This window comes from Henriciella sp. AS95 (genome assembly GCF_038900055.1).
Classification (GTDB): Bacteria; Pseudomonadota; Alphaproteobacteria; order Caulobacterales; family Hyphomonadaceae; genus Henriciella.
In genome coordinates, this window is the sequence record NZ_JBBMQM010000001.1 from 1332041 (window position 1) to 1356918 (window position 24878).

Sequence of the window (24878 nt, forward strand, 5' to 3'; positions counted from 1 at the left end):
CACCGAGCCGCTCGGCAAATGAATAAGAGGACCGGACGCCTTCGAGTGTCCGGTCTTTTTTTTTGCTTAAGCGGCTTCGCTCTCCAGACTGTCGCTGGATTCAGCCTCCGGTTCCTGGACATCGAAGCGGTCGGCTTCGCGCGACATCCAATCGACGACTTGCTTCTCTTCTATGCCCAGCTGGCGCAGAGCATCGGCAGCCATTTCGATTCCCACAGGCTGCCCCATCGATAGCCACGCCCGCATGCCGAGGTCGGAGAAGCGTTGCCGGTCAGCTTCATTGTCGACGGCGACAAAGCGAGGCGTATTCGGAAACGCCCGTTGCGCCGCTGGTGTCAGATCCCGCGACACTTCATAGCGCGGCGCACCGATCACGACGGCGCGCGGATTGCGCCCAGCGACGGCCTCGACAAGGCGCAGGTTCGCAGCATTCCCGAATGCAACCTTGTAACCGTCGGCAATTGCGGAGACGAAGCGCTCCGGTTCGGCATCGAGGCAGACATGCGGGATATTATGGTCTGATAGCGCATCTGCGGTCAGCCTGCCGGCCGGAGTCATGCCGAAAATGATGACAGGCCGGTTGGGTGCGACGGGTGTGATCTCATTGTCAGGACGGGTCTGCCCGGCAAACAGCCTGGCGACCTTGCGCGAGAGCTTCATGCCCCCAGCCGCCCAGAATGGAGCGACAGCAAGGGACAGCGCAACGGCGGCGACGGAAATGGTCGCGATGAAGGGCGGCACCATGCCGGTGACAGAGGTCAGGATGGATAGAACGACAAGTGTGAACTCTGAGCCCTGCGCCAGCAGGAAGGCGAGCTGCACGCTGCCCGGATTGCTCCACTTGTTGAGACGAGCCGCTGCAAACCCAAAGACCGTCTTGATGACCAGAATGGACAGGGCAATCCCGACGACGAGCGGCCATTGGCTTGCCAGCACGTTGAGGTCCACCGAAAGGCCGACGGACATGAAGAAGAAGGACAGGAGCAGGCCGCGAAAAGGGCCGGTCTCCATCTGGATCTGATGACGGAAGGATGTACCGGAGACAGCAAGCCCGGCGAGGAACGCGCCAAGCGTCAGCGACAGGCCCAGCTGCGCGGTTGCGGATGCAGCCCCGAGCACGAGTAAAAGCGTAACCGCGGTAAAGGCTTCCTGGTTTCGGGTCTGCGCAAGGCTCTTGAAGACTGGGCCCATGAGATAATGACCGGCTGCAAAGGCCACAATAAAGGCGAGGACGGCGAGCCCGGCTGCGCGCGCCAGCGTTAGCGCCAATGCCCCGGCATCACCGCCGGAGCTGATTGATGTCGCAAAGATAAGCAGGAAGATCGCCACGATATCCTGGAAAATCAGGACATGTGTGGAAGACCGGCCGAGCGGGCAGGAGCCAAGTCCACGTTCTGCCATCACTCGCGAGACAACCGCCGTCGACGACAGACCGAATGACAGGCCGAGGGCGAGTGCAATGGGCCAGTCGAGGCCGAAGAGCATGAGCGCGATTGTGAACGGCAAACTGTTCAGCACCAGATGCGACGGAGCCAGCCCCATGAGGTCGCGGCCACTTTCCTTCAATTCGCGAAGGGAAACATGCAGGCCAATATCGAAGAGCAGGAAAACCACTCCGAGCTCGGCCAGCAGGTGCGTGGTCGAGCTCTCCTCGATCAGCCGAAAGGCGTCGGGGCCGATCAGGATGCCCACGGCAAGGTAGCCAACGATCGGAGATAAGCGCAGCGCCTTGCAGACAAGCGCGGCGGCGCCGCCCGCTGCCAGCAGGGTCATCGCTGGAATCAGCGCATCAACGGGTGTGCTTGCGGGATCCGCCATGTCCAGCCTCCTTCTGACACATATTGATATGTTCTCCGGCAAAAGAAAGGCCGCCGCTCATCGGAATGAGCGGCGGCCTGATGTCCTGGCAAGCGTTTACAGGAGAGAAACGCCCGTCAGGTCTGTTCTTGGCGCGGCTTTAAAGCGCGCGGCTGACGGAGACGACGAAGGTGTCGTCATTGCCGTCAACATCGGTTCCGATGTAGCGGAAGTCGAAATCAAAGCCTTCGAGCGCCGTGGTCAGACCAACGGACCAGTCGGTGTAGTCAGAGCCGCTGAGATCCGAGAAGTCGGAGTAACCGATGGTCGCATCAAGTCCGAAGCTTTCACCCAGTGGAATACCAGCACTGGCCGACCAGTAGAAGGCATCGCCTACTTCGAGATAGAAGTCCGGAGAGTAAGCAACCGAAGCGCCGACATCGACGAACTCGCCGAGCGTCGTGCTGGCACCGGCATATACTTCAACGAAGTTCTGGGATGGATCGTCCGGAGCGTCCGGATACCAGTAGTAAATAGCACCAAGGTCGAGGTCGAAAACGCCGACAGTTGGTGTCCAGCCAGCATAAACGTCAATTTCTGTTGACGTGCCGTCGTTGAAATCGACACCCGAAGCCCAGGTACCAATGTAGAATTCATCAGAAGCGAAGTCGAACCCGCCCTGAATCATCGGTGCGCCGTCAGTCTGCGTAAATCCGCGGAAGACGTAATCGCTGGTCAGGGTGACGTTGCCGCTCCACTCGCCTTCGGCGAGGGCTGGCGTTGCGATTACACTTGCTGCGACTGCCAATACGGCTGCACGTGTGAATGACTTGCTCATAATGAACCTCCTTTTCGTCCTCATCACCCGGCAAGAGTGGGGGCGGCAGGAGGGTGTGATCCACTTACATGACGGCGAGCGCGTCATTTTTTGCGTTGCAGCACGAAAATCGGGCAACTGGCGCAATATCAGCCTGTCAAAAGTGCTGATTCGCCAATTAGCGTGCGCTTAGAGGCGCATATCCGAGGTGCATACCGGCATCCACGAGCAGCGTTTCGCCCGTCACATGACGTGACGAATCGGTCAGGAAGAAAATCGCTGAATCTGCAATGTCGTCGGGGCCGCTGGCGACATTGAGCGGGACCGAATCGCGCACGCCTTGCTCCATCCGGTTGTACTGATCTTCGTCGAGCCGATCCTTGAACCACCGTGTACCGATGAATCCCGGGCAAATGGCATTTACACGTATGGCTGGGGCAAGCGCACGGGCCAAGGAGAGCGTCATTGTGTTCAAAGCGCCTTTGGTAGCGGCATATGCGACCGAGGAGCCGATTCCTGTGACACCGGCAATTGATGAAACATTGAGCACAGCGGCTGCGCGGCCACTTTCTTTGTGGGCTGTGACCATCAGGTCACGGCAGGCCTGCATCATAAGGAATGGACCGGCGACATTTACCGCATAGGTGTCCATGAAATCCTGCCGCGAAAGTGCGTCCAGATCTGCGTGGTTTCTGGCATGACGGGTAATGCCGGCATTGTTCACGAGGATGTCGAGTTTGCCCCATTGTGCGGCGGCGTCTGCAAGCGTCTTACAGCCTTCCTCAGTGGACACATCGCCCGTTACAAGCTGGGCCTGAGCGCCCGCTGCATTGCAGGCTGCGACGGTCTCTTCGGCCTCTTCCACGCTTCGCGTACAATTGATGATCACTTCAGCCCCGCGCTCAGCAAGGCGGATCGCAATTGACCGGCCCAGCCCAGTTGCAGATCCCGTCACCAGCGCCTTGCGGCCTTCCAGTTCACCAGTCGGCATAGTCTCTTTTCCCCGGCATGAAGTGTGGTTGATGGCCATCAATGCCGGAGCCGGTCGGCCTCCGTCAACATCCTGTCAGAGGTCATGAGTGCGGCGTATGCCGCCGCTCGCATGTGCGAAGACAACCGATACCGGTTGTGCTAGGTTTCCGCCGGGTGATTGAATCGGGGACGTCACGTGCAAAAAATCTTTCGCGAGTTGCAACGCCGGAATGTCTTCCGCGTCGCCTCGATCTACGCCATCACCGGGTGGTTATTGATGCAGCTTGCTGTTGTTCTCGAGACAACGCTGCTTTTGCCGCCCTGGTTTGATACCTTTGTCACCATCCTCGTCATCATCGGATTTCCAATCGCGGTCATCTTTGCCTGGTCGTTCGAGCTAACACCTGACGGCATTCGACCGACGGCGCGGGTATCACAAGACGAAAGCATCGCTTCGCGCACAGGAAAGCGGCTTGATCTGGTTATCGCGGTTGCCGCTGCAGCGCTGGTTCTCGTAATTGTCGGCGACCGGTTCCTGCCTGCAGATTCCACGGCCAAGGCGTCCACGCTGGCCAATGCCGGCGAATTCTCGATTGCCGTCTTGCCGTTTGCGGACATGAGTCCGCAGCAGGACCAGGAATATTTCGCCGACGGTATTTCGGAAGAACTGTTGAATGTCCTGGCGCAGGTGCCGGACCTCGCCGTCGCGGGAAGGACATCCTCTTTCGCTTTCAAAGGTAAGAACCAGGACTTGCGGGAAATCGGGCAGCTGCTCGATGTGGCCCATGTGCTGGAAGGTTCAGTCCGAAAATCCGGAAACACCATACGCGTCACGGCGCAGCTGGTGCGCACCGACAATGGCTTTCATCTCTGGTCTGAGACCTATGACCGCGACCTGATCGACATCTTTGCCGTTCAGGACGAAATTGCAAACGCCATCCTGACAGCGTTGAAGCCTCAACTGCTGGGTGAGATCGAGCCAGTGGCTGCGCCGCGCACCGACATCTCCAGCTATGATCTCTACCTGCTGGCACAACAGAAAGCCGCAGCGGGCAATATGGCCGGTTATGAGGCTGCTGCCGAGGCGTTGGACAGCGCTTTGTCCATCGACCCGGACTTTGTGCCCGCGCTAGCGTGGCGGGGATATTACGAGCTGATGATGTCGGATGGCGATGGAGCAGCCGGCAACATACCCATAGAAAAGGCGCTGGAGCGTGCCGGTGCCTGGACCGGCCATGCCCTGGCTCTCGACCCGGCGTCAGCAGACGCCCTCTTTGCACGGGCGGGATGGCTGTCCATGTCATTTGATGCTGAAGATCGGGCCCAGGCCGAGCGCTATTATGAGCTGGCGCTCAAAGAGAAGCCGAACTTTCCCCTGGCACGAAACGATTACGGCTATCTCCTGAACTCGCAGGGGCGCGTAGACGAATCCGTCGAGCAGCTGGAAATCGCCCTGGCGCATGATCCTGCTCAGAATGATGTCAACACAAACCTCGCCGCACATTTCTTGCGTCTCCGCGACTTTGACCGGGTTGAAGCCCTCATCGATCGTTGGGAGGCGATCTCACCCGAAAATACTGGGCCTCTTGGCTTCCGGTCAGCGATGCACAGGGCGCGCGGGGAGCTTGCGCAGAGTTACCTGCTCGACAAGAAAGTTGTTGAGCGCGCACCTGCTGATCCTCGAGCCATGCGGCTTATGTATCAGTCCTTGCTGTCCCTTGGTGAGTTCGACGAGGTTCTGACCTCGGGCATTGAGGACATGGAAGTTACGGCCCTTCTGTTTCTTGGCCGCAAGGATGAGGCCATCGACCGGGTGACGGGACATCTGGCTGAACGCCCCGATTTTCCTTTTGTGCAACAGGATTATGTGAGCGCGCAATATTTCGCGGGCGAGTGGGATGAGGTCGTCCAATTCTACGACACGGCCTGGGGGGATAAGGAAGCTTTTGAAAATGGTTACAGCCTCCCTCCCTATGGCATAGTGGCGCCTCCGCTACAGGCGGCAGGACATCCCGATGCGGATTCATTGGTCAGTGACTACAGAAGACGCATCGACGCGTTTCGGGCGGACGGCATTCAGGGCGGCGACATTGATGGTCTGGAAGCAGCGCTGCTTCTGATGGAAGGCCGTCCAGACGATGCCATTGCGATGCTGGAACAGGCCTTAGATAATGGCAATCGCGGCATGGGCTTCATTATGAACCCCGTATTCGAACCGCTGCGGGATACGCCGCGCTATGTCGCGCTTCAGAAAAAGCTGGCCTCAGCCATAAATTCAGAGCGGACGAAGCTGGAGCTGGACCCGATAGAGATGCCCAAGCCCTATCGGTGAAAACAGGGCGCAGGCCCCTGTTCAGCGAAGGCATTTGGTGCAAGCGGGCTGCGGGAACGGCCTGAGAGCGACAAACGCCAACGTCGCATGATCAAAGCTTGCTGCAAATCTCGTTCTCGAGGCCAAGATCGCATGCGCGGACATAGGCGTCATGTGCCCCATTGAGGTCCTTCTTGCCGCCCGAACCATCTTCGAGCATGAACGCGTAAAGCGCACATGCATGGGCGTGGTCGCTCTGGCAGGTTGCGTGGAAGAGCTTGCGCGCCAGAACGGGGTCTTCTTGCACGCCGTCGCCGGAAGTTAGCGCCACGCCTTGCAGGAAGCAGCCGTCTGCGTAATCCATTGAGCAGGCGAGCGCGTACCGGTCATAAGCCTTTTCAAGGTCCACGGGGCCGCCTTCGCCGTTTTGCAGCATCTCGCCGTGATAGTAACAAGCCGATGGAATATCAGCCTCGCAGGCGAGGTTCATCGCGCTACGCGCTTCCGGGTCATCTGTATCGAGCAATAGGGAGAGGTTCAGGCACGCTTCGGCCATGCCGTTCGTGCATGCGCGCCTGTAAAGTTCGGTCGCACTGTCTCTGGAGACGTCTCCGCCGATGCCCTCCTGCCAAGTATAGGCCAGGTTGTAGCATCCGATGGGTTCGCCCAGGCGGCACGCTTTCTTGTAGAAGCTACGTGCTGCTGCGCCGTCGACCTCTCCGACGCTGCCGTTTTCAGCAAACGTCCCAAGCGCATTGCACGCATCTGGAATGTCGTTCTCACAGGCCAGCGTGTATGCGGGTTCGGCTTTGGAGAGATCCTCCGGGCCACCCCATCCATTGTGAAGCACGAAGGCGTATGTGTAGCAGAATTCGGGAACCTCGAATAAGCATCCCTTTTCTGACAACCAGCGCACTTCCTCATAGTTTTCCTGTTCAGCGGCGGCCTTGATGGCTGCATCGAGCGATTCCACGGTCATGACGTTATCGTCAGGTTCTGCTGAGGCGTGCAGCGGTAACAGGATTACGAGCGCGGCGAGCAAGTGCTTGATCATGATCTGGGACCTCAATTCCTTCGTTCCTCTATTATGAGTAGGCGAAGAAATTCAGCGGACCGGGTCAGTCTTTGTGGTAGGGCGAGCCAGCCTCGATACTTGCGGCGCGGTAAAGCTGCTCAGCCAGCATGGCGCGCACCAGTCGATGAGGCCAGGTTTGCACGCCAAAAGCCATCTTTTGCGGAACCACCGCCTTTAGAGCATCGCCATAGCCTTCAGCGCCGCCAATCAGAAAGCAGAGGTCGGGCTGACCCTGATCTCGCAACTGGGCGAGATATTGCGAGAAGTCGGTCGAGCGCCATGACTTACCGAACTCGTCCAGACGGATTGATTGGGCGCCTGCCGGAATCTTTGAAAGAAGTCGCTCGGCTTCGGCATCAAGCCCGCCGCCGCTATCGACTTCAATAACATCTGCGCTGCGAAACCCGAGCGAACGCCCCGTTTTGCGGAAGCGGTCGAGATAGTCTTCGCACAAATCGAATTCGGGGCCGGATTTCAGCTTTCCGACCGAGATGATTGTGATCCGCATTAGTATTGAACCCGTTCGCGGGTGAGAGGGTCTAGCGTGCCGTCGAAAAACACGTTGAGTGCGCTCTGAAATATCGGGTCGTCCGGAGCAGCAAGATGAAACAGCGTCAGCGAGGAGCCCAGCTTCATGTCGTCAGGCGTGCCCATGATGTCGGTCGCGCTTTTGTCACTGTGGGTCAGAAGGGCAGCGGTGATGTCTCTCAGCCTCGTGCCCAGGAGCGGGTCACGCAGATATCGAACCGCCTCGTCGAGGGAACGTATTGCGTATTTCTGGCTCATCGCAGATTGTCCAAGGCCCTCTATCTGAGGGAAAATGAACCACATCCAGTGGGATCGTTTTCGGCCAGTCTGGATTTCGCCAAGCGCCGTTTCGTAGACGCCTTGCTGGGCTTGCCGAAATCGCTCAAGATCAGCCATTCAGGCTCTTGTCCTATCCCTGAACCGGCGGCCCGGACGTGCGCGGGCAATCAGGCGTGGCCGTGCGCGCTGTCGTCGGACCAGATTTTTTCGAGATTGTAGAAGGCGCGCACTTCAGGACGGAAGAGGTGCACGATGATGTCACCAACATCGAGCAGAACCCAATCGGCATTTGGCAGGCCTTCCAGCTTCACCGGTCGCCCCGTGGCTTCCTTGACAGTCTGGGCAAGGTGATCGGCGATGGAAGCGACGTGCCGGGCTGAGCGGCCAGACGCGATGACCATGATGTCTGCGAGCGATGACTTGCCCTGAAGATCGATGACGGTGACGTCTTCAGCTTTGTCGTCTTCAAGACTGTTGATGACGGTGTCGGCCAGCGCGCGAATGTCATCAATGCTAGCTTTGGCGGCCTTGATGGGCTGCGTACTCGTGGAAGGCAGGGTCTTAATTCCTTTATCTCGATTCCTGGGCACCATATCACGCCCGCCAATCTGGCTCTAGCGTTTTTGCGGGTTGCGCCGCAGTTGGGTCGAAGAAGTCCAGTCATAGGGAGCTTTGAGATACACCCAGGCCGGAGCGGTACAGTTCGGCAACAGGGCGGCATTTCGTTCGCGCAGCCGACAATTCGCATACCGTCTGGCAAATGGGGCTCGCAGCGCGCGTGGTCCCGCTTCAGGGCGTGAAACGACGCAGATCGGGATGGTCTCCGCGATTGCCTGCCACGCTCTCCAGTCGTGAAAGTTTCTGAGGCTGTCAGCTCCCATGAGCCAGACGAAATTCGCTTTCGGGCTGTGCCGCGTGAAGGTGTTCAGCACGTCGATCGTGTAACGGACATTAGCCCAGTGCTCGAAATCGCTGACGAACATGCGCGGATTGTGGCCAATGAGTTCGCGGACCTGATGCACGCGTTCATAAAAATCAGCCGGCTTGGATTTCAGCGGATTGCCACGCGCGGGCAGCCAGTAAACCCAGTCGAGGCGCAAACGCTTCAGCGCTGTCTCCGCCACATGCAGGTGTCCCGAGTGCGGCGGATTGAATGACCCGCCAAACAAGCCGATCCGCTGCGTCGTCCCGGTCGGCGGAAGTGTGCGGACAGGTGATAGAAAAGACGGCGACGACCGCTTGTCGAATATCACGGACGGGTCTGTCCCGTGCCGCGTACAACATATTTGAAGATGGTGAGCTGTTCAGCGCCGACCGGCCCCCGCGCGTGAATACGACCGGTGGCGATGCCGATTTCCGCACCCATGCCGAACTCGCCCCCATCGGCAAATTGTGTCGATGCGTTGTGCAAGACAATGCCCGCGTCCACCGTCAACAGGAAGCGCTCTGCAGTGCTTGTATTCTCGGTGATGATCATTTCGGTATGGCCAGTCCCGAACGTTGCGATATGGCGCAGGGCGTCGTCGAGGTCGTCGACGATCCGGACTGAGAGAATCGGGGCGAGATATTCCGTACGCCAGTCCTCATCCGTTGCCGGAACCATGTCTGGCAGGATTTCGCGAGCCGCCTCGTCGCCGCGCAGCTCGCAGCCTGCATCACGAAGCGGAGCAGCGATGGCCGGCAGCAATTGCGAGGCAACGCTCTTGTTGATGAGAAGCGTTTCGAGCGCGCCGCAGATACCCGTCCGCCGCATCTTCGCATTGAAGACCACGTTCACGGCTTTGTCCGGGTCGGCATCGACATCGATATAAGCGTGACAGAGGCCTTCGAGATGGCCGATGACAGGGATGCGCGCGTCCTGCTGGACACGAGCGACCAGCCCTTTTCCGCCGCGCGGTACGATGACATCAACCTTGCCCTCAAGGCCGGTCAGCATGTGGCCAACCGCTTCTCTATCCGGCGTATCGACAAGCTGGATCGCATCGGCTGGCAGGCCTGCGCCTTCCAGACCTGACCTCAGCGCCGTTGCAATGGCGAGGGCCGATTGAAGGCTTTCACTTCCGGCTCGAAGGATTGCGGCATTCCCCGAGCGCAGGCAGAGCGCCGCTGCATCGGCTGTTACGTTCGGCCGGGATTCGTAGATGATGCCGATCACGCCAAGCGGCGTGCGCACCCGCGCAATGTCGAGCCCGGATGGAACGGTCCATCGCGCGATCTCACTGCCGACGGGGTCGTCTAGTTTGGCAACGGCACGAACGGCATTGGCAACACCCCGCAAACGCTCGCCATCCAGCATCAGCCGGTCCAGCATTGCGTCGGTCAAACCTTTGGATTTGGCGGCCGCCATATCGCGTTTGTTGGCGTCGAGAATGAAGTCTTTTGAAGACTCAAGCGCATCTGCCATCGCGTTCAGGCCGCGAGTCCGGTCTGCCGCTGTCAGAGAGGCGAGGCGAGTGGACGCCGTACGGGCGCGGCGGCCAATCTCCAGCATTTGGTCCTGGAGCGATGGATGTTTGGTGCTCGAAATCATGGTCATGGCGCTTATTAGCCGCAAAGCGCGCAGCCTCGCAACTTAAAGCCTTGTGTAGCCATTCTTATAGGGGGCGGCTTCAGCCCTTCCAGAAACGCGCCGTCATCAGCGTAAAGACGGCCACGAACTCCAGACGGCCCATCAGCATGGTGATGAAGCAGATCCATTTAGCGACTTCGGGAATGTCCTGAAACGTGCTCGACGGACCGACCAGAGGCCCAAGTCCGGGGCCGACATTGGAAACACTTGTCGCAGAGGCGGAGATTGCTGACAGCAAATCGAGCCCTGTCATTGAGAGCAGGATCGTCGCGATAATGAAGGTCGCAAGATACAGGAACACAAACACCATCACCGACTGAAGCGTATCGGACGAAACAACGCGGCCAGCGTAGCGCACACGGACAACGCGGTTGGGACGAACGATCTGCGAGGCGTAAGCCAGCACCGCTTTGAAGCTAATCTCGAGCCTGAACATCTTGATCCCACAGGCTGCAGACCCGGCGCAGCCACCCAGAAATGTTGCGATGAGGAAGATGACAACCGCCGGCTCGCCCCAGGTGTCATAAGGCGCCGACGCATAGCCAGTGCCGGTCATGATGGAGATGATGTTGAAGAGTGCCTGCCGGAAACCGTGAAAGATGTGATTGAAAATAGGCGGGTCGACCACAGCTTCATGCCAGACCACGATCACTGTCGCGAACCCAACGGCCAGGAAGGCGTAGAGCCGCGGCTGGGGGTCGGTGAACATCGGGCGCCAGCGGCCATGGATGATCATGAGCGCCAGCAGGCTGAAGGGAAGGCCGGCGACAAACATGAAGACGGTCGCCGCATAGGCAGCCGGCGTGTCGCTGAAATATCCAAATGACGTGTCATGCGTCGAATACCCGCCTGCAGACATTGTGGTCATGGCGTGAGCGATCGCATCGAAAGCGCTCATCCCGCAGGCGGCGTAACTGATCGCGCAAACCGATGAGATGATGACGTAAACAATGCCGGTTTGAGCCGTGATCTCGGTGATTCGCGGCAGGAATTTGCCGGACATGTCAGAGCTTTCGATCTGGAAAAGCTGCATACCGCCCACGCGAAGCATCGGGAGGATTGCGATCGCGGTCACGATAATGCCGATGCCGCCAATCCATTGCAGGATAGCCCGCCACAGAAGGATGCCCCGTGACGTGGTGTCTAGCCCCGTCATGACCGTTGCGCCGGTTGTGGTGAGGCCTGACACGGACTCGAACATGGAGTCGGTAAACGACATGCCGTAATTCAGAAACGGGATCGTCGCGATGACAGGCAGGACGATCCAGATCATCACGGTCAGAAGAAAGGCTTCTCGCGCCCCCGTCGATGGCGGGGCGCCGCCAACCAGGACGGCGAGTCCAGCGCCGATGAGGATACTGATGGCGGCCGATATGAGGAAGACGTGCCATTGTTCGGTGCCGTCTGCGATATCCAGCAGGGCTGACGGAATCATGGCCGCGCCGAGAAGGGCGATCATCAGTCCGATGGCAAATATGACGGCGCGCAATTGCATCGGGACTGCCCTTAACACCGAAAACCCTGCGAAGCCGTCAATTTCTTCACAGATTGCTTTTTCGGTGTGCAGGTTTGACCGCATTGCCCTGAACGCGCTGCGATTTTCTCAAAAAAGCTGTGCGATTTTTCGGGCTGGTTAATGCTCTGTAAATAAAGCCTTTTCAAATTGTTAACGCGAGCGAAGCCCAGTGGGTGCTGGGTGAATTCCGCTTTATTCTCAATATGTTCTATATTTGATCTCTTGTGGAGTAACCGAATCATGGGCTTGCCCCATTGGTTCCCAAATTTACCCATGCTATCCCAGATGCTGATGATGCTGTCCCAAGAACTGGGGTGGTAGGGCACAAGGGAAGCGGTTGGTGTTTGTTTCCACCTATGAAACATCGCTTGATGCGAAAGGTCGGGTCTCTGTGCCCGCTCCCTTCCGCGCGGCGCTTGCTGGTGGAAGTCGCATTTTTCTCTGGCCTGCGATCGATGGTTCCGGTTGCCTTGAAGGCGGCGGTGACGAGCTGATGACGCTGTACCGCCAGACGCTGGCCCGTATGGCGCCCAATGACCCCAACCGGCGCGCTTTCATGCACACGATCTTCACCCGCTCTGCCGACCTGAAGATGGATGACACGGGCCGCATCTCGATTCCTGCCACCCTGCTTGAGGCTGCCGGTATCGAAAAAAAGCTTGTCTTCGCGGGTGCGTTTGACCGCTTCCATGTCTGGGAGCCGTCACGCTTTGCCGCCTTCGATGCGCAAATGGCCGAAACGGCCCTGAATAACCAGGATGCCATGGCTGAGCCGTTCCAGCAGGCCATGGCGGCGGGCGGGCTTCCAGGGCTCGGAAACGGGGGAGGTGAGTAATGGCGCACGTCCCGGTTCTGTTGAATGAAGTCGTTGAAGCGATGGCGCCGCGCGATGGCGACGTGCTTGTCGATGGCACTTTTGGTGGCGGCGGTTATGCCAGAGCGCTTCTTGCTGCCGCCGATTGCACGCTGATCGGTATCGACCGCGATGGCGATGCGATCAGGCGTGCCATGGAGATTGCGAAATCGCAGCCGCGTCTCGTTCCGCTTCTGGGGCAATTCGGCGACATCAAGCAGCTTCTTGCCAGCGCCAGTATGCCTGCCGTGGATGCCATCACGCTTGATCTTGGCGTCTCATCCTTTCAGCTGGATGAGGCCGAACGCGGCTTCTCTTTCATGCGCGACGGGCCACTGGATATGCGCATGGGGCAGTCCGGGCCGTCGGCAGCAGACGTCGTCAATCAGATGGATGAGCGCGACCTTGCGACGATTTTCTTCCGCCTCGGTGAGGAAAAACAGTCCCGTCGTATCGCGCGCGCCATTAAAGAGCGTCGCCTTAAGTCTCCTTTCACTTCAACCCTCGATCTTGCCAATCTGATCGAGGAAACGCTCGGTGGTCGGCGCGGCTCACGCACGCATCCGGCAACCCGCTCGTTCCAGGCGATCAGGATGTTCGTGAATGATGAGCTTGGAGAACTTGCCCGCGCACTGACAGCTTCAGAAGAAGTCCTGAAAGAAGGCGGCCGGCTCGTCATCGTGACCTTCCATTCACTGGAGGACAGGATGGTGAAACTTTTCATGCGGGAGCGCTCAGGTCTTCAGGGCGGCGGCTCCCGTCACATGCCCGAAAAACTGGATGGGCCGCGCCCGAGCTTCGAGATGCCATCAAAGAAGGCGGTCGAGCCTTCAGACGCCGAAATCCAGGCCAATCCTCGTGCGCGCTCTTCACGTTTGCGCGTTGCCGTGCGAACCGATGCGCCGCCTATGGCGCTGCCTGTGTCCACCGGTGTTGATCTGCCGGATCTTTCCGGGCTGGAGGCCGCATCATGAGCCGCCGTGCCCTCATTGTCGGGGTGGCGATTATCGGTCTCCTCATCTTCAGCCTGTACCGCGCAAAATACGGCGCCAGGGAAAGCGCCGAGGAAATTGCCGCTGTCGAAGCCGAAATCGATGAGGCGATTCGCGAACGCCGCGTTCTTCTCGGCGAGCTCAGCCATTTGTCGCGGCAGGAATGGGTTGAGGAATATGCTCGCTCGGAACTCGGAATGGTGCCCGCGCGCGCTGAGCAATTCGCCCGCCCAGAGGACCTGGATCATTTGATCGGTCCGCCTGCTGCGGATGATGAGGCTGGCGAGCCCCGCAGCGAGCGGGAAGGGGGCAATGATGGATGATCTCCGCTTCTCCGGGCCGACTGAGGGCGCCTCAATGCGCGCCAAGCTCGTTTCGCTCGGTGTTTGTCTTGGGTTTGCTGTCATTGCTGGCAAGGCCGGCATGGTCGCGATGACGCCTCAATCGTCTCACGGGGGCGCATCCCGCGCCTTTGAAGAGCCCGTTCGCCGCGCTGACATCGTCGACCGCAATGGTCAGCTTCTGGCGACGTCGGTCGCTGTCTACTCGCTGTTTGCTGACCCGCGCGCCATCTGGGATCCGGCTGAAGTTGCCACAGGCATCGGCAGCATATTCCCGGATATCGACGTCGATGCGCTGACGGCAGACCTGTCGGATAAGGAGCGGGCATTTGTCTGGGTGCGCCGGGGGCTGACGCCGCGCCAGCGCCAGGCTGTTTATGAGCTCGGGCTAGAAGGTCTCGATTTCCGGGAAGAGAGCCGCCGCGCCTATCCGCGTGGAACGCTCGCCGGACACATTCTCGGCTATGCTGGCACGGACGGGCAAGGTCTCGCCGGTGTCGAATACGCCATGGATTCTGAGCTGCTCGTCCGTTCGGACCCGCTCAAACTGACGATCGACTCCAATGTGCAGTTCGCGCTCGAAGCTGAACTTGCGGCGGCGGCGGGTGAATACGAAGTCGAGGGCGGCGCGGGCGTGGTGCTGAATGCGCGCAATGGCGAAGTCATGGGGCTGGCAAGTTGGCCACCTATTGATCCGAACCGCGTGCTCGAGCTTGACCGCGATGACCCAGCCCGGCTCAACCGGGCGGTTGGCGCACTTTTCGAGCTTGGATCGGTCTACAAGCCGCTGACGGTTGCGGCCGCGCTCGACACTGGCGCAATCCGACCGAGCGACCGCTTCGATGTTCGCGAGCCGCTGACGATTTCCGGGCGCACCATCCATGATGATCACCCGATTTCAGGCCAGGCTTCGCCAACGCGCATCGTTGCGGACAGCTCGAACATCGGCACGGTGAAGATCGCGATCATGCTCGGCGCGCGCCGTCAGCAGGAAATGCTGGCTGCGGTTGGCCTGTTCAATCGCTCGCCGATTGAGCTGGCGGGAAGCGCTGCGCCGCTGCTGCCGGAACAGTTCGATGATATTCACGCCGCGACTGTCAGCTATGGTCACGGTATCGCTGTCTCGCCAATGGCGTTTGCGACGGCCTTCTCCGTGTTTGCCAATGGCGGAGAGGTGGTCGAACCGACCATCGTTTTGGACGGCAAGCGTCGCCGCACGCGCCGCGTCATGTCGGCGCCAACCGCGGCCGTTGTGACGCAGATGCTGCGGGAAGCGGTGGTGGATGGCACAGGCTCTCATGCGGAGGTTGCCGGCTACCGTGTGGCGGGCAAGACCGGCACCGCCGAAAAGCCCGTCGCTGGCGGCTACGCTGAAGACGACAACATCTCCTCATTCGCAGCAATCTTTCCAGCTGACAGCCCTGATTATGTCGTATTGATCGTGCTCGATGCGCCCAAAGCAGGAGCAGGCCGAGGACGAACAGCTGCATATAATGCTGCGCCGACGGTCGGCCGGGTGATCGAACGGGTTGCGCCGATGTTGGGTGTCGAGCCGAAATTCGAAGATCTGGGCCGCGGTGAAAGCCCGATGGTCCGCTCCGTCTCTCAGAGAAGGAGTAGTCTATGAATTTGAGTGCGCTTTTCCCCGGACTGGACAGCAACGCCGGCACTGAAGTGACGGGCCTCACCGCCGATAGCCGCAAGGTGCAGCCGGGTTTTGTGTTTGCAGCCCTGAAGGGTGTCGCTGCGGATGGCCGTGATTACATTCCGCAAGCCATTGAAAAAGGCGCTGTCGCGATCATCGGCCACGACCTGCCCGATGTGTCGCCCGCTATCGCTATCGAAGTCGAGGAGCCGCGCCTCGCTTTGGCCACCGCGTCAGCGGCCTACTATGCGCGCCAGCCACAAACTGTAGTCGCGGTAACCGGCACAAATGGCAAAAGCTCAACGGTCGATTTCCTTCGCCAGATCTGGGAGACATCAGGCTTGACGGCGGCGTCGATGGGTACGCTCGGCGCGATTGGTCCTCAGGGACATATCGATCTCGGCCACACCACGCCTGACCCTGTCGCCATTCATGAAACGCTGGCGCTGCTCGCCGACCAGGGCGTGACGCATTGTGCAATGGAAGCCTCGTCTCACGGCTTGGTCCAGTATCGTCTCGATGCCGTGAAGCTCTCTGCCTGTGCCTTCACGAACCTGACGCAGGACCATCTCGACTACCACACCGACATGGACGACTACCGGGCTGCGAAGATGCGCCTGTTTACCGAGCTGATGCCTGCCGGCGCTCCAGCTGTCGTCAACGCTGACAGCCCTGAGCGGGGTGCTTTCGAAGCCGGCGCAAAGGCGGCCAGTCTCAAGCCGGTTTTGGTTGGCTGGCGCGGCGAAGACCTCAAGATTGAAGAGCTGATGCCGCGCGCCACGGGGCAGAAGTTGTTCCTGAAATGGCGCGGTGAAGCGTTCGAGGTGGAGCTGCCTCTGATCGGTGAGTTCCAGGCGTTGAATGCATTGACAGCAGCGGGCCTTGCCCTGGCGCTGGAGGCTCCGCTGAGCGGTGTCTGCGAGGGCATGTCGAAACTGAAGCCCGTGAAGGGGCGTCTTGAGTTCGTCGGCGAAACCGCTGACGGCGCTGGTGTTTTTGTCGACTATGCTCACACGCCAGATGGTCTCGATGTCCTGATCAGGGCGGCTCGTCCGCACACGGCGGGAAAGCTGGTTGTGATCTTCGGATGCGGCGGCGACCGTGACCGCAAGAAGCGTCCGCTCATGGGCGAGATCGCTGCCAAACATGCAGATGTGGTGATCGTCACGGACGACAATCCGCGTTCTGAGGATCCTGCCAGTATCCGGAAGGCGATTTTCGAAGCCGTTCCGAATGGCGTTGAGATCGGTGATCGCGGCGAAGCGATTCGTAGAGCCATCGCAGATCTCAAGGCTGGCGACACGCTGCTCATCGCAGGCAAAGGCCACGAAACCGGACAGATCATCGGCTCCACCGTCATTCCATTCTCAGACCAGGACACCGCCAAAGCCGCGCTTGAGGGGGTGAAAGCATGACACGCCCGCTCTGGACGTCAGATGAAATTGCCGCCGCTACCGGAGGCCGTGTCACGGCGCCCTTTGATGTGAATGGCGTCTCCATCGATACGCGCAGCCTTGAGCCAGGCGATCTCTTCGTCGCGCTGAAAGATGTGCGCGACGGGCATGACTTTGTTGCCAACGCGTTCGAGGCGGGGGCAGGTGCCGCGCTGGTGAGCCGCGAAATCGAGGGTGTCACCGGGCCACTGATCATCGTGGATGATGTGCTCGAGGCGCTGGAGAAGCTTGGAATCGCGGCGCGTGAACGGGCGAAAGATGCCGTTCGCATTGCGATCACCGGTTCTGTTGGCAAGACCAGCGTCAAGGAAATGATCGCGCGCATCCATCGCGGTGCGGGCAAGGCGCACTGGTCGGTCAAGAGTTTCAACAATCACTGGGGTGTCCCGCTGACGCTCGCTCGAATGCCGGCGGATACCGAATTTGCGGTTTTCGAAATTGGTATGTCGACGCCGGGCGAAATCGCGCCGCGCTCTAAAATGGCCCAGCCGCATGTTGCCGTGATCACACGCATTGCGTCTGCGCATCTTGAAGGGCTTGGCTCGATCGAGGGTGTGGCGAAAGAAAAGGCTGACATCGCTGCGGGTTTGATAGAGCCTGACGGCCAGGTCGTGCTTCCGGCGTCCGATCTGATGCTATCGACACTCGTGGAGCATGTCCGCGCCCTGAAGCCTGATGCGCCGATCGGTCTGTTTGGCCAGAAGGCAGATCGTGCGGGGGTCGAATGGGTCAGCAACCGGGACGGCTTCGCCTGGGTCGAGAGCTATGCCACGGCTGGTGGTATGAGCCACATTTCGCTCAACGCCCTGACCTGCCTGCTTGATGTCGAAATTCACGCCGTGGGGGACCACTGGGCCGACAATGTTGCCTGCGCGTTGCTCGCAAGCGGGCTCAACAGTTCAATCGACATGTATCAGGCGGCGCGCGATCTTTCGGGGTACACGCCGCCCCCCGGGCGAGGCACGGCCGAGGTGTTGAGGCTCCCAACCGGTGGTGAAATCACTCTGGTGGACGACGCCTATAATGCAAACCCGGCGTCCATGCGCGCAGCACTCAGGAGCTTCGCAGCCCGGCGTGGCCCACGCCACCTCGTTGCGCTGGGTGAAATGCTTGAGGTGGGCGTCACATCAGAGACTGAACATCGCTCGCTTCAGGAGCCCATTCTTGAGTGCGGAGCCGAGATTGTATTTCTCGCCGGAAAAGGGATGAAGCCGCTCGCAGATTCGCTCGAGGGGAGAATCGAGACGCATTGGCAAGTCAATGCAAAAGAGCTGGATTCGGTTGTTAAAAACTCCGTCAGAAACGGTGATCTTCTCTTGATAAAAGGCTCGAATGCATCCGGGATGGGCGGGCTCGCAGACAGGTTGCGCCATTGGAGCAAGACCGCAGACGAGCAAGTGATGGACCGCGACTCAGAACGAGTGGCAGGGGGTAACGATGCTGTATGATCTGCTGGCAGCCGATGACGGGCTGTTCCGCCTCTTCAACTACACAACGTTCCGCACGGGCGGCGCGATCGTCACAGCTTTCCTCTTCTCCGTTCTGACGGGTGACTGGGTCATCGGCCAGCTTCAACGCCGCCAGGGCAAGGGCCAGCCGATTCGCGATCTTTCTCTTGAGGCGCAGCTGTCCAAACGCGGCACGCCCACCATGGGCGGCTTCCTGATCTGGATCGGCCTGCTGCTCGCGACCGTTCTCTGGGCTGACCTGACAAACCCGTACATCTGGACGGTCCTTTTTGTGACCGTGTCATACGCAACGCTCGGCTTTCTCGATGACTACGCCAAGGTCACCAAACAGGATGATGCTGGCGTGTCGGCGAAGGTCCGTCTGCTTGTCGAGTTCGGCGTTGCGGCGCTCGCTGGTGCTTTCATCATGGGTATTCATGGCGCGCACACGCCGCTTGGCCATGCCGAATGGGGGCCACTGAACGATCTGGCGCAGATGATTGCCAGCCTGGCGCCGGAAACAACCGTCGAGCCGAATGATCAGTCCTTCTCTGGCGGCGTCGCGGTGCCTTTCGTCAACGACTATTTCGTTCCGCTGGGCGGCCTGTTCATCCTGTTTGCAATGGTCGTCATTGTCGGGGCCGCAAATGCGGTGAACTTCACCGATGGCCTCGATGGGCTTGCGATTGTGCCGATGATGTTTGCAGGCGCGTCCTATGCGCTGATTGCCTATCTGACGGGTAACTTCATCTTTGCCGAGTATCTCGGCATTCAGTTCTCGCCGGGCGCGGGCGAGATGGGCGTGTTGCTCGGCGCGATGATTGGCGCTGGCATGGGCTTTCTCTGGTTCAACGCCTATCCGGCGCGTGTCTTCATGGGAGACACAGGGTCGCTTGGACTCGGCGGTCTGATCGGCGTCGTTGCCGTCGCTGTGAAGCACGAGTTCGCGCTGGCCGTCATTGGCGGGCTGTTCGTTCTCGAAGCCCTGTCTGTGATGATGCAGGTGACTTGGTTCAAGATCACCCGAAAGCTCACCGGTGAAGGCAGGCGCATCTTCCTGATGGCGCCGCTGCACCACCATTTCCAGAAGAAGAACTGGCCGGAAACCCGTGTCGTCGTTCGCTTCTGGATATTGTCCGTTCTGTTCGCCCTCGCGGGCCTCGCCACGCTGAAGCTGAGGTAGTCCGCACCCTATGATCCCAATTACCGAATATGCTGGAAAAGACGTTGCGGTGTACGGCCTCGGCCGGACAGGCCTTGCGGCTGCGCGCGCCTTGAAGGCTGGTAAGGCGCGGGTTCATGCCTGGGATGACAGCGAGGAAACCCGCGCCAGAGCCGAAGCCGCTGGCATTCCACTGTCTGACCTCAACAAGCGCGACTGGCAGAGCTTCGCGGCGCTGGTGCTGTCACCGGGCATTCCGTATCGCTTCCCGCAGCCGCATCGCCTCGTGCGCCTTGCACAGATGACCAACGTTCCAGTCGTTGGCGATATGGAGCTTTTTGCCCGCGCGGTGCAGCAGCTGCCGGAGCGTGGCCGTCCGAAGGTGATCGGGATCACCGGGACCAATGGTAAGTCGACCACCACGGCTCTCATCGGACACATCCTGACAGAGTGCGGCATGGATGCGCGCATTGGCGGCAATATCGGCACCGGTGTGCTGGATATGGCGCCGCTGCATGCGAATGCCTGCTACGTGCTGGAGCTGTCTTCCTACCAGCTGGACCTGGTGAAGAGCCTGCACTGCGATGTTGCCGTGATGCTCAACGTCTCGCCAGACCATCTGGACCGCCATGGCGGAATGAAGGGTTATGTCGACGCCAAGCGCCGCATTTTCCTCAACCAGCAGCCGGGCGACACGGCGATCATCGCTGTAGACGACACGATCACGCAGACCCTTGCCATGGACCTTTCGGCCCGCGGCGGTGTCCGGGTCACTCAGGTTTCCTCAGAGTTTGCACTTGGGCGCGGTGTCAGCGCCATCAACGGCAATCTGTTCGACAGCTTGTCCGGCAATGCGCTCCGTGTTGGCGATCTGACTGAAGCGCCCGCCCTGCCTGGGCGCCACAACCATCAGAATGCGGCTGCTGCTTACGCCGCCTGTCGCGCGCTTGGCATCGATCCGGCTCGGATCTATGCGGCGATCCAGTCCTTTCCGGGGCTCGCCCACCGCATGGAGCAGGTCGGCGAGATTGATGGCGTGCGCTTCGTCAATGATTCCAAGGCGACCAACGCTCAGGCAGCCGAACAGGCCCTGCGCGCCTACCCGAAGGTCTATTGGATCGCCGGTGGCGTACCGAAGGCCGAAGGGATCGGCCCGCTTAGCGGTCTGTTTAAAAGGGTCGCAAAGGCTTATCTGATTGGTGACGCGGCAGACGCGTTCGCGCGCACGATTGATGATGCCATCCCTTGCGAGAAGTCGGGAACGCTCGAAAAAGCCGTTTCGGCTGCTTATCGCGACGCAAAAGCGTCCGGAGATGAGAGCCCGATCGTCCTTCTTTCTCCCGCCTGTGCGAGCTTTGACCAGTTCAAGGACTTTGAGGCTCGCGGGGACGCCTTCCGCCACATCGTGGAAGACATTGGTGGCAATGCGCTTGTGAAAGTGATGAAGGAATCAGCATGAGCGTCCAGCTCGGAGAAGCGCTGATCCTGCCGCGATCCGACCGGTCTCATATCACCGAGTGGCGCCGCAGTGTTGATTGGCCGATCCTCATTTCCGCGCTGGTTCTGCTTGGCCTTGGCCTCATCCTGTCATTGGCCGCTGGACCGCCAGCTGCGGAACGCCTGGACAAGGCCGACGAGTTCCACTTCGTCAAACGACATGCCTTCTTTGCCGTGGCGGCGATTATTACGCTGTTCGGCGCGAGCCTTCTGGACCGCACATGGGTCAGACGCATCTCGGCTTTCGTGTTCTGCGGCGCATTCGTCCTGCTGGCGGCAATCCTCATTATCGGCCACGAAGCCAAGGGCGCCCAGCGATGGATCGAGTATGGCGGCTTCACGCTGCAGCCATCGGAATTCGTGAAGCCGGCGCTTATCATTCTCTCGGGCTGGCTGCTCGCACAGCGTCAACTTTATCCGGGCGGTCCATGGGCGGTCGTTGCCCTGGTTTTTTATGTTGTCACGCTCGGGCTGTTGCTGCTCCAGCCTGATGTCGGTCAGTCTGCACTGCTGACCGCGGCGTTCATCGTCACGTTCTTTGTCTCCGGTCTGCCTTGGCGCTGGGCAGCGATGTTCTTCGGCGGTGGGCTCGGTCTGAGTGCGACGCTCTACGCGCTGCTTCCGCATGTCCGGTTTCGTGTGAACAGCTTCATCAATCCGTCGGATTACGACACCTACCAGATCGACAAGGCCTCTCAGGCCATCGGAAGAGGCGGTATTTTCGGCGCAGGACCGGGCGAGGGCACGGTGAAAACAGAGCTGCCGGACGCCCACACCGATTTTATCTACGCCGTCCTCAGCGAGGAGTTTGGCTATGTCGCCGCGCTCGCACTGATTGGGCTCTTCGTCTTCATTTGCTGGCGCGGCTTTCGTGCAGCCTCTCGTGTGCACGACCCGTACCCGCGAGCGGCCGCTGCCGGACTCTTTGCGCTTTTCGGCCTTCAGGCTGCCATTAATATCGGTGTGAATGTGAGCCTCATTCCCCCGAAAGGCATGACCTTGCCTTTCATTTCCTATGGAGGCTCATCAATGCTCGGCATCGCGTTGACACTGGGTCTCGCCCTGGCGCTTATTCGGCGACAGAGTTCGACGACCTGGAGGCCAGATGGCAGACCCTGACGCAGCAAAACCCCTCGTCATCATCGGCGCTGGCGGAACCGGCGGTCATATGTTCCCGGCTTCAGCCTTTGCCGAAGAGATGCGCTCACGCGGCTGGCAGGTCGGACTGATGAGCGATGCGCGCGGCCTTCGTTATGCCGACACGTTTCCGGCTGATTGGAAGGAAGAGGTCAAGGCGGCAAGCCCGAACACGCGCAAACCGTGGACGCTGCCAGGCGCCGCTCTGAAAATCTGGGGCGGCATCAATTCGGCCGCGTCGACGATGAAGCGGCTTAAGCCGTCGCTTGTCGCGGGCTTTGGTGGCTATCCGGCCTTTCCGGCGCTCAGTGCTGCAGCGCGCCGCAAAGTGCCGATCCTGATCCACGAACAGAATGCCGTGCTCGGCCGCGTAAATCGTCGCTTTGCCAGCAAGGCTGCCATCGTGGCCTCCGGTTTTGACCGCCTGGACAGGCTGCCATCTGACGCGATCCATCATCCGGTCGGTAACCCGGTTCGCGCGCCCATCGCGGCCATGCGAGACAAGCCTTATCCGTCGACCGATGGTGACCTCACCATCTTTATTACCGGTGGCAGTCAGGGCGCGAAAATTCTGGGCGACATCATTCCGCTCGCCATCGCAAACCATCTCCCAGCCCCCTTACGCTCGCGCCTGAAGGTCGTTCAACAGGTGCGTGAAGAGCAGCTTGAACAAGTCGCCGCCGTCTATGACAAGGTGCAGCTTCGCCATGAATTGAAGCCCTTTTTCTCTGACATGCCGGAACGGCTCGCAGCGGCGCATCTGATAATCGCACGTTCCGGCGCTGGCACGGTGAGCGAGATCGCGGCCGTCGGCCGTCCGAGTATCCTGATCCCGCTGAAGATTGCGATGGATGATCATCAGACAGCGAATGCTGAAGCGCTGGTCGATGCTGGCGCAGCGGACATGCTTCTGGAAGATAATCTCTATCCCAATCTGCTCGGCGAACTCATCAAGGTGCGTATGGAAGATGCGACCGATCTCAAAAACAGGGCGGCGTTGGCGCGTGTGACGGGAACCATAACCGCAGCAAGCGATCTTGCGGACCTGGCAGAACAAGTGGCAAAGCAACGCTCATGACACTCAAACCCTCTCCCTTCGAACTCGGACCAGCGCACCTTGTTGGCATTGGCGGAATCGGCATGTCCGGTATTGCCGAAATCATGATCAATCTTGGCTATCAGGTGCAGGGCTCTGACGTGAAGGAAAGCGCAAATGTCGAGCGCCTTCGCGAGAAGGGTGCGACTGTGTTGATCGGTCACTCTCCAAAGAATGTGATCGGCGCCGGTGCCGTCATCATTTCCTCGGCGATCAAGAGCGACAATCCTGAAGTGGTTGCGGCACGGGAGTCCGGTATACCGGTCGTTCGGCGCGCTGACATGCTGGCCGAGATCATCCGCATGAAGTGGACGGTCGCTGTCGCCGGCACGCATGGCAAGACGACGACGACAACCATGGTGGCCGCGCTGCTTGATGGCGCAGGCGTAGACCCGACCGTCATCAATGGCGGCATCATCAATGCCTATGGCTCCAATGCGAAAGCAGGGACGGGCGACTGGATCGTGCTTGAGGCCGACGAAAGCGACGGCACGTTCACCAAGCTCAGGCCCACCATCGCCATCGTGACCAATATGGACCCGGAACACATGGAGCATTACGGGAGCATGGAGGCGCTGCGCAAAGCGTTCGACACCTATGTCGGCAACATCCCGTTCTATGGTTTCGGCGTGCTTTGCACCGACCACCCTGAAGTCTCTGCCATGGTCAGCCGTGTCTCGGACCGCCGGATCATCACCTATGGCTTCAATCGCCAGTCTGATGTGCGCGCCGTCAATCTGGAGTCCGACCCGAACGGCGTGACCTTTGACGTGATGGTGCGGGGACGCCTCGGTCGGGAAGACATGACGATTGAAGGCGTGCGGCTGCCGATGGCCGGCGAACACAACGTTTCGAACGCGCTCGCCTCCATCACTGTCGCGCTTGAGCTGAATGCCACGCCCGAGCAGATCAAGCACAGCTTCGAGAATTTTGGCGGTGTCAAACGGCGCTTCACGCCAGCAGGGGAGTGGAACGGTATCCGGATCATTGATGATTACGGCCACCACCCGGTGGAGATCCAGGCCGTGCTCAAGGCGGCGCGGGCGATGCAGGGCGCCAACCGCGTGATTGCCGTTGCGCAGCCCCACCGTTACTCGCGCCTGCACGATCTTTTCGAGGACTTCTCGCAATGTTTCCGGGAAGCCGACATCGCGCTGATCGCGCCGGTCTATGCCGCCGGCGAAGACCCTATCGAAGGCGCGTCGCATACCGAGCTTGTCAAAAGCATCCGCTCCCACGGTCACAAGGATGCGCGCACCCTGTCTGACCTTGATGAGCTACCGGATGTGATCCGTGATGTCGCCAAGCCGGGCGACATGATTGTCTGCCTCGGGGCAGGCGATATTACCGCGCATGCAAATGCGCTGGCCGCGAAACTGGGCGGCTGAC

At 59.8% G+C, this 24878-nt stretch carries 22 protein-coding genes; 12 read left to right on the forward strand and 10 right to left on the reverse strand.

Going from position 1 to position 24878, the window contains the following annotated elements; translation table 11 throughout:
- Positions 1–66: 66 nt before the first annotated feature.
- From WNY37_RS06655 to WNY37_RS06665, 3 genes are all read right to left on the reverse strand, one after another.
- On the reverse strand, positions 67–1818 hold the full coding sequence (locus tag WNY37_RS06655) for a cation:proton antiporter (RefSeq protein ID WP_342972682.1): 1752 nt from the start codon (positions 1816–1818) through the stop codon (positions 67–69).
- 139 nt (positions 1819–1957) lie between these two features.
- Positions 1958–2635, reverse strand: coding sequence for a TorF family putative porin (locus WNY37_RS06660; RefSeq protein ID WP_342972683.1), 678 nt, complete (start codon positions 2633–2635; stop codon positions 1958–1960).
- 157 nt (positions 2636–2792) lie between these two features.
- On the reverse strand, positions 2793–3605 hold the full coding sequence (locus tag WNY37_RS06665; protein ID WP_342972684.1) for an SDR family oxidoreductase: 813 nt from the start codon (positions 3603–3605) through the stop codon (positions 2793–2795).
- Positions 3606–3782: 177 nt separating this feature from the next.
- Here WNY37_RS06665 and WNY37_RS06670 point away from each other — a divergent pair, with 177 nt between their 5' ends.
- Positions 3783–5918 (forward strand): adenylyl cyclase, encoded by a 2136-nt coding sequence (locus WNY37_RS06670; RefSeq protein WP_342972685.1) that lies wholly within the window; start codon positions 3783–3785, stop codon positions 5916–5918.
- A gap of 91 nt (positions 5919–6009) precedes the next feature.
- Here the strand turns inward: WNY37_RS06670 and WNY37_RS06675 are convergent, their stop codons facing one another.
- From WNY37_RS06675 to WNY37_RS06705, 7 genes are all read right to left on the reverse strand, one after another.
- Complete coding sequence (locus tag WNY37_RS06675; protein ID WP_342972686.1) at positions 6010–6951, reverse strand: tetratricopeptide repeat protein; 942 nt, start codon at positions 6949–6951, stop codon at positions 6010–6012.
- 64 nt (positions 6952–7015) lie between these two features.
- Positions 7016–7480, reverse strand: a complete 465-nt coding sequence (locus WNY37_RS06680; protein WP_342972687.1) for a 23S rRNA (pseudouridine(1915)-N(3))-methyltransferase RlmH — start codon at positions 7478–7480, stop codon at positions 7016–7018.
- Complete coding sequence (locus WNY37_RS06685) at positions 7480–7896, reverse strand: DUF1810 domain-containing protein (protein WP_342972688.1); 417 nt, start codon at positions 7894–7896, stop codon at positions 7480–7482. The genes WNY37_RS06680 and WNY37_RS06685 overlap by 1 nt, the downstream gene beginning before the upstream one ends.
- Positions 7897–7946: 50 nt before the next feature.
- Positions 7947–8372: a ribosome silencing factor gene (gene rsfS / locus WNY37_RS06690; RefSeq protein WP_342972689.1), complete on the reverse strand. Its 426-nt coding sequence runs from the start codon at positions 8370–8372 to the stop codon at positions 7947–7949.
- A 21-nt stretch (positions 8373–8393) separates the two neighbouring features.
- On the reverse strand, positions 8394–8948 hold the full coding sequence (nadD, locus tag WNY37_RS06695; RefSeq protein WP_342974875.1) for a nicotinate (nicotinamide) nucleotide adenylyltransferase: 555 nt from the start codon (positions 8946–8948) through the stop codon (positions 8394–8396).
- An 80-nt stretch (positions 8949–9028) separates the two neighbouring features.
- Complete coding sequence (locus WNY37_RS06700) at positions 9029–10315, reverse strand: glutamate-5-semialdehyde dehydrogenase (RefSeq protein ID WP_342972690.1); 1287 nt, start codon at positions 10313–10315, stop codon at positions 9029–9031.
- A 73-nt stretch (positions 10316–10388) separates the two neighbouring features.
- On the reverse strand, positions 10389–11843 hold the full coding sequence (locus tag WNY37_RS06705; RefSeq protein WP_342972691.1) for a TrkH family potassium uptake protein: 1455 nt from the start codon (positions 11841–11843) through the stop codon (positions 10389–10391).
- A gap of 361 nt (positions 11844–12204) precedes the next feature.
- On the opposite strand from WNY37_RS06705, the gene WNY37_RS06710 reads away from it, so the two are divergent.
- Genes WNY37_RS06710 through murC form a run of 11 tightly spaced genes read left to right on the forward strand, consistent with a single transcriptional unit; the run spans position 12205 to position 24877 of the window.
- On the forward strand, positions 12205–12699 hold the full coding sequence (locus WNY37_RS06710; protein ID WP_342972692.1) for a division/cell wall cluster transcriptional repressor MraZ: 495 nt from the start codon (positions 12205–12207) through the stop codon (positions 12697–12699).
- A complete protein-coding gene (gene rsmH / locus WNY37_RS06715; RefSeq protein WP_342972693.1) occupies positions 12699–13691 on the forward strand; it encodes a 16S rRNA (cytosine(1402)-N(4))-methyltransferase RsmH in 993 nt (330 codons plus the stop codon). Before WNY37_RS06710 ends, rsmH begins: the two co-directional genes overlap by 1 nt.
- Positions 13688–14032 (forward strand): septum formation initiator family protein, encoded by a 345-nt coding sequence (locus WNY37_RS06720; RefSeq protein ID WP_342972694.1) that lies wholly within the window; start codon positions 13688–13690, stop codon positions 14030–14032. The genes rsmH and WNY37_RS06720 overlap by 4 nt, the downstream gene beginning before the upstream one ends.
- Positions 14022–15677, forward strand: a complete 1656-nt coding sequence (locus tag WNY37_RS06725) for a penicillin-binding protein 2 (protein ID WP_342972695.1) — start codon at positions 14022–14024, stop codon at positions 15675–15677. Before WNY37_RS06720 ends, WNY37_RS06725 begins: the two co-directional genes overlap by 11 nt.
- Positions 15674–17110, forward strand: a complete 1437-nt coding sequence (locus WNY37_RS06730) for a UDP-N-acetylmuramoyl-L-alanyl-D-glutamate--2,6-diaminopimelate ligase (RefSeq protein WP_342972696.1) — start codon at positions 15674–15676, stop codon at positions 17108–17110. The genes WNY37_RS06725 and WNY37_RS06730 overlap by 4 nt, the downstream gene beginning before the upstream one ends.
- A complete protein-coding gene (gene murF, locus WNY37_RS06735) occupies positions 17107–18597 on the forward strand; it encodes a UDP-N-acetylmuramoyl-tripeptide--D-alanyl-D-alanine ligase (RefSeq protein WP_342972697.1) in 1491 nt (496 codons plus the stop codon). Before WNY37_RS06730 ends, murF begins: the two co-directional genes overlap by 4 nt.
- Positions 18587–19780, forward strand: a complete 1194-nt coding sequence (gene mraY / locus WNY37_RS06740) for a phospho-N-acetylmuramoyl-pentapeptide-transferase (RefSeq protein ID WP_342972698.1) — start codon at positions 18587–18589, stop codon at positions 19778–19780. The genes murF and mraY overlap by 11 nt, the downstream gene beginning before the upstream one ends.
- Positions 19781–19790: 10 nt before the next feature.
- Entirely contained in the window at positions 19791–21218 is a 1428-nt protein-coding gene (murD, locus tag WNY37_RS06745; protein WP_342972699.1) for a UDP-N-acetylmuramoyl-L-alanine--D-glutamate ligase, read from the forward strand.
- A complete protein-coding gene (ftsW, locus tag WNY37_RS06750) occupies positions 21215–22375 on the forward strand; it encodes a putative lipid II flippase FtsW (protein WP_342972700.1) in 1161 nt (386 codons plus the stop codon). The genes murD and ftsW overlap by 4 nt, the downstream gene beginning before the upstream one ends.
- Positions 22362–23471 carry a UDP-N-acetylglucosamine--N-acetylmuramyl-(pentapeptide) pyrophosphoryl-undecaprenol N-acetylglucosamine transferase gene (locus tag WNY37_RS06755; protein WP_342972701.1) on the forward strand — a complete coding sequence of 370 codons (1110 nt, stop codon included), beginning with the start codon at positions 22362–22364 and terminating at the stop codon, positions 23469–23471. The genes ftsW and WNY37_RS06755 overlap by 14 nt, the downstream gene beginning before the upstream one ends.
- The gene (gene murC / locus WNY37_RS06760) at positions 23468–24877 is read left to right on the forward strand and encodes a UDP-N-acetylmuramate--L-alanine ligase (protein ID WP_342972702.1); all 1410 of its coding nucleotides are present in this window, start codon (positions 23468–23470) and stop codon (positions 24875–24877) included. The genes WNY37_RS06755 and murC overlap by 4 nt, the downstream gene beginning before the upstream one ends.
- Position 24878 lies beyond the last annotated feature (1 nt).